6 protein-coding genes, 1 tRNA gene and 1 pseudogene are annotated in these 4,028 nt (G+C 70.5%); 3 read left to right on the top strand and 5 right to left on the bottom strand.

Annotated features, from left to right (window positions below; translation table 11 throughout):
* Window positions 1-189 (top strand): annotated as a pseudogene (locus ACXJKL_RS16260) (MBL fold metallo-hydrolase); the annotation flags it as partial.
* Between the two features lie 7 nt (window positions 190-196).
* Here ACXJKL_RS16260 and ACXJKL_RS16255 read toward each other — a convergent pair.
* From ACXJKL_RS16255 to ACXJKL_RS16245, 3 genes are all read right to left on the bottom strand, one after another.
* A complete protein-coding gene (locus ACXJKL_RS16255; RefSeq protein WP_457208066.1) occupies window positions 197-880 on the bottom strand; it encodes an alpha/beta fold hydrolase in 684 nt (227 codons plus the stop codon).
* Between the two features lies 1 nt (window position 881).
* Window positions 882-1,619 (bottom strand): DinB family protein, encoded by a 738-nt coding sequence (locus tag ACXJKL_RS16250; protein WP_457208065.1) that lies wholly within the window; start codon window positions 1,617-1,619, stop codon window positions 882-884.
* Between the two features lie 170 nt (window positions 1,620-1,789).
* Window positions 1,790-2,233 carry an ester cyclase gene (locus tag ACXJKL_RS16245; RefSeq protein WP_457208064.1) on the bottom strand — a complete coding sequence of 148 codons (444 nt, stop codon included), beginning with the start codon at window positions 2,231-2,233 and terminating at the stop codon, window positions 1,790-1,792.
* 119 nt (window positions 2,234-2,352) lie between these two features.
* Here ACXJKL_RS16245 and ACXJKL_RS16240 point away from each other — a divergent pair, with 119 nt between their 5' ends.
* Window positions 2,353-2,580: a hypothetical protein gene (locus tag ACXJKL_RS16240; RefSeq protein WP_457208063.1), complete on the top strand. Its 228-nt coding sequence runs from the start codon at window positions 2,353-2,355 to the stop codon at window positions 2,578-2,580.
* A 25-nt stretch (window positions 2,581-2,605) separates the two neighbouring features.
* Here the strand turns inward: ACXJKL_RS16240 and ACXJKL_RS16235 are convergent, their stop codons facing one another.
* Together ACXJKL_RS16235 and ACXJKL_RS16230 are read right to left on the bottom strand one after the other, a co-directional pair.
* Window positions 2,606-3,175, bottom strand: a complete 570-nt coding sequence (locus ACXJKL_RS16235) for a hypothetical protein (protein ID WP_457208062.1) — start codon at window positions 3,173-3,175, stop codon at window positions 2,606-2,608.
* Window positions 3,176-3,392: 217 nt separating this feature from the next.
* Window positions 3,393-3,466: transfer RNA gene (locus ACXJKL_RS16230), tRNA-Gly, on the bottom strand.
* 174 nt (window positions 3,467-3,640) lie between these two features.
* On the opposite strand from ACXJKL_RS16230, the gene ACXJKL_RS16225 reads away from it, so the two are divergent.
* A partial coding sequence (locus ACXJKL_RS16225; RefSeq protein ID WP_457208061.1) for a hypothetical protein occupies window positions 3,641-4,028 on the top strand: 388 nt, incomplete at its 3' end.

The following is a 4,028-nucleotide window of genomic DNA, read 5'->3' as shown; positions in this document are numbered from 1 at the left end:
CTCTTCCCCGGCGGGGTGGGCAACACCCGCGGGGACGTCGACGCGTTCCGCCAGCTGCTCGGTGACGTGGAGGCCAAGCTCTTCGGCGCCCTCCCCGACAGCACCTGGTTCTATCCCGGGCACGGCGGTGACTCGACCCTGGGCGCCGAGCGTCCGTCGCTCCCGGAGTGGCGCGCCCGGGGCTGGTAGCCGTCCCTCACCCCTCGGCGCAGTCGGCCAGGATCCTGGCCAGCTCGCGGGGACGGGTGAACATCGGCCAGTGTCCGGAGTCGATGTCCACGTAGTCGACGTGCAGTGCCTGGGCGAGCTCGGGCACCTCTCCCCCCTCGACCCACTCCCTGGCCTGGGCCGGGGTGAACTCGGGACACACCATCGTCACCGGTACGTCGTAGCGACGCGGCTCGGAGAGGTGTACGACGCCCCGGGTGACGGCGGCCGGCACCGCGACGGCCCGGGCCGCCACGCTCGCCTTCTGCTCGGGGGACATGTCGTCGGAGTCGGGTCCCTCGAAGGGCTCCCAGCCCGGGAACGGCACGACCCCGTCGACCGGTTCGAAGAATCCGAAGTACGTCTCCCCGTCGGGGGTGGGCATGCCCCCGACGAGGGCGACCCGGGCCACCGCGTCGGGCCGGGCGTCGGCGGCCACCCACGCCAGCGCGGAGGCCGCGGAGTGCCCGACCACGAGGACGTGCCCGTCGGCGGCGTCGACCGCCGCCAGGACCGCGGCCACCTGGTCGTCGTACGTCGCGTGGGCGTTGCCGTCGCCCTGGCCCGGCAGGGTGAGCGGGACGGGTCGGTGACCGAGCTCGACGAGCTCGGGGGTGACGGCGTCCCAGGCGGAGCCGTCCAACCACATGCCCGCGATCAGCACGATGTCCATCTCAGCTCTGCTCCGTCGTGGTCGGGAGCGCGTCGAGGTCGCGCTCGGCGTACAGGCGGTGGTGCCACTCCTCGTTGACGACGATGGACAGGCACTGGGCGAGCGGGAAGTCCTCGAGCCGCGGCCATCCCGGAGCGGTGCATCCGACCTTCTCGGCCAGTCGCTCGGGGGTCAGCGAGGCGATCACGTCGCGGACCATGGCCTGGCGGTGACGTCGTACCGCGAGGACCTCGTCCAGCGACGGCCGTGCCTCGCGGTCCCACGGGATGCCCTCCCAGCCTGGCGCCTCGTCCCACGGCAGGTCGAGCGGGTGCCAGGGGCGCGGGTCACCGAGCACCATCCGGCCGACCCAGGCTGCGCTGGCGAAGCCGAGGTGGCGCAGCGTCTCGATGAACGACCACTCCTCGCGGACGCGCTCGTGCAACCGCGAGGGAGGAAGCGTCCGCGCCCGCTCCTCGGTCTCGCCCCACAGTCGCTCGAGGATCGACCACGCTTCCTGGAACCCCTCGACGGACGTCGGCCGCATCCTGGCCCGGTCGGGGGTCCGCCGGTCGAGCTCGGCCTCGACGAGCGGGCCGATGTCGACGCCGTTGATGGTCACGTCCTGGAGCTCCCCGCTGATCTCGACGTCGACCAGCTCGAGACCGACGAAGCGGACGTGGTGGAAGGAGACCGCCCGGAGGTCGGTGTGCTCGACGTGGGCGCCCGGCGGGATGGTGGCGGTGGTGGACGGAGTCATGCCGACCACCCTAGGGACGACTCCGGACGGTCTGCGTCCTCTTCACTCTCCTCGACCGGGTGACGCTGATGTCCGCGAGCACGACGAGACCCGGACGGGGTCGCGTCCCTGTATGTGGACGCGGCCCTCTCCGATGGATGGTGGGCCGGCGCCGGTCGTGCTACCTGTCCCTACCGGTGCTGGGATGCCATCTGATCGGCCCCGAGGCCGAGCTGAGCCATCATGGATCCTGTGTCGAAGTAGGTCTTCTGACTGAGGACCTTGCCATCCTTGAACTCGACGACGTCACAGAGCTGCAGGGTCATCGACCGTCCGGTCGCCGGGATCTCACCCATGCTCGTCACCAAGGTCCCCGTGTGGGTGCCTCGGCCGGTGAACTCGACCACCACGAGGTCGCCCGACTCGATGACTCGATCCACCGTCACCTTGCCGTCCGGGAAACCATCCGCCCACATCGTGCTGTACGCACGAGAGCCATCGGCGCCCTCGAAGGTGTCGCCCGACCCGACGATGGTGATCGTCGCGTCGGGCGCCATCGCCTCGGCCATCTCGTCGAAGCTCCGCTCGTTCCACGCCTCGTGCAACCTGCGCGCTAGATCAGCGTTGTCTGCCATTTGAGCCGCTCTGGCGCCAGCCCGCCACGGTCCACGCTAGTACCGCGCCCAGCCGGGAGCAACGAGATCCGGGGCCCAGCTGGTCAGGGTCGGGAACCGCTCAGCAGAGGTGGAGAGACATGGTGTTCAGGTCCCGCTACATGCCCTGTGAGGACTGCGGCGCGTCCGTGGACAGGGTCGGCGCCCCGCACCACGAGTGCTCGTCCGAACGCCTGGCCGACTACCGGATGTTCGCGTTGCGAGACGACGTCGCTCGGCTCGAGACGGGGGTGCGCCACTACCTGGACACGGCCGCCGGGCGATTCGAGTGCTGGCTCGCTGCCCGACAGGTCCGCCGGCAGGCGTGACGCGGCCACGTGAGCCCGCAGGGGTCTAGCGAGTCACCGCCCCGGTGTACCTCTCGCGCCCCCGGGTGGGATGCCTGCGCCTGTCCCTCGGGTCGTACCTCATCACCATGTCGCCGTTGCCGCTCCACCCCTCGTAGGCGCCGGTCCCGCTGATGATCCTCCATGGGCCGCGTTGCGTGTCGCCTGCCGGCAACCCGGGGTCGAAGCCCACCCTCAGCGTGCCGTCCCGGCAGGTGATCGTCCGGTCCACCAGTCCGATCTCGGGAGTCCCGTGCTGGTCCGTCGCCGTGCCGCCCGGGCAGAAGGGCGAACCCCCCACGGTGGAGCCGTCCAGGATGTCGACCGTGGGCAGATCCACACGCGTCCTGATCAGGATCGCTTCCGCCGCACCGACTGACGCCGACTTGCCGGGGTCCTCGCCGTCTCCGCCCTCGCACCCGGTCACGGCGACCATCGTCAGCGCCGTCGCCACCGCGATCGGCATGACATTGAACCGTCGACCCACCCGTTCTTCACTCCTTCCCACGTATCCGCCCCGTCGGACCTCCAGCGTCGTCCGGGCGCCGCGAAACCACCAGCCCCCAGCGGCGATCACGTCGGTCAGCCAAGGAACTGGCTCTGTCCGAACTCGGGCAGGACGACCGGGCGGTCGTCGAGCCACTGGACGAGCCAGGCGATGTTGCCCCAGGCCGTGTAGGCGGGGGCCCCGGCCTCGACCGTGGGGTCGCCGTAGCGGATCGTGCTGCCGTCGGCGTCGGTCAGGGGCCGCGAGGACGGCGGGGTGGGGCAGGTGGTGCAGCGCGTCGTCCAGATGGAGCGGACGCGAGGATTTGAACCTCGACCCCTTCCCTGGAAGGGAAGCGTGCTGCCACTACACCACGTCCGCGGAGCCACCTTCTGACGAGGCCGGCACGTTCGTAGTATGGACCACCTCCAGGACCGTCCGAGCACCAGGTCCCAGCAGCGCTCGTCAGGTCGTATCTCCCGGGACCCTCGGGTCTCTTCCCAAGAGATCGCTCGTCCGGTCGGGACGACGACAGTCCGTGTGGAGGAGATGGTCATGGTGGAGCTGACGCAGACGATCGGGATCGGGGTCGTAGACATACAGCACGCGGCGCTCGAGGAGGCGCGGCGGCTGATGCGCGAGGCGAAGGGCGACCGGCGGGTGGCCACGGGCCTGGGGTTCGAGCGGCTGCACGACCTGGGCTGGATCTCCGCGGACGAGCGGGACCTGCTCCACAGGATGCACGAGCTCGGGTTCGACGCCACCGCGAAGCAGAAGGATGACGGATCAGCCGCCACGGTCGCGTATCTCGAGGTGCGCCGCATGTACAACGGCATGCTCGCCAAGGGCGACACCGGACCGGTCGCCCTGACCCTGGCCGCCGGCGCCGTCGGATCGTACGAACCCGTCCCGAGCGAGGACGGCGGCACCGTGGTCTATGCCA

This window comes from Nocardioides sp. P5_C9_2, assembly GCF_054049555.1.
The sequence above is the reverse complement of the archived record's forward strand: the minus strand, read 5'-3'. Positions and strand labels throughout refer to the sequence as shown.

Excerpts from the sequence above, each read along its gene's own strand:
- ACXJKL_RS16255 (WP_457208066.1), bottom strand. The coding sequence starts at position 880 with ATGGACATCGTGCTGATCGCGGGCATGTGGTTGGACGGCTCCGCCTGG.
- ACXJKL_RS16250 (WP_457208065.1), bottom strand. The coding sequence starts at position 1,619 with ATGACTCCGTCCACCACCGCCACCATCCCGCCGGGCGCCCACGTCGAG.
- ACXJKL_RS16245 (WP_457208064.1), bottom strand. The coding sequence starts at position 2,233 with ATGGCAGACAACGCTGATCTAGCGCGCAGGTTGCACGAGGCGTGGAAC.
- ACXJKL_RS16240 (WP_457208063.1), top strand. The coding sequence starts at position 2,353 with ATGGTGTTCAGGTCCCGCTACATGCCCTGTGAGGACTGCGGCGCGTCC.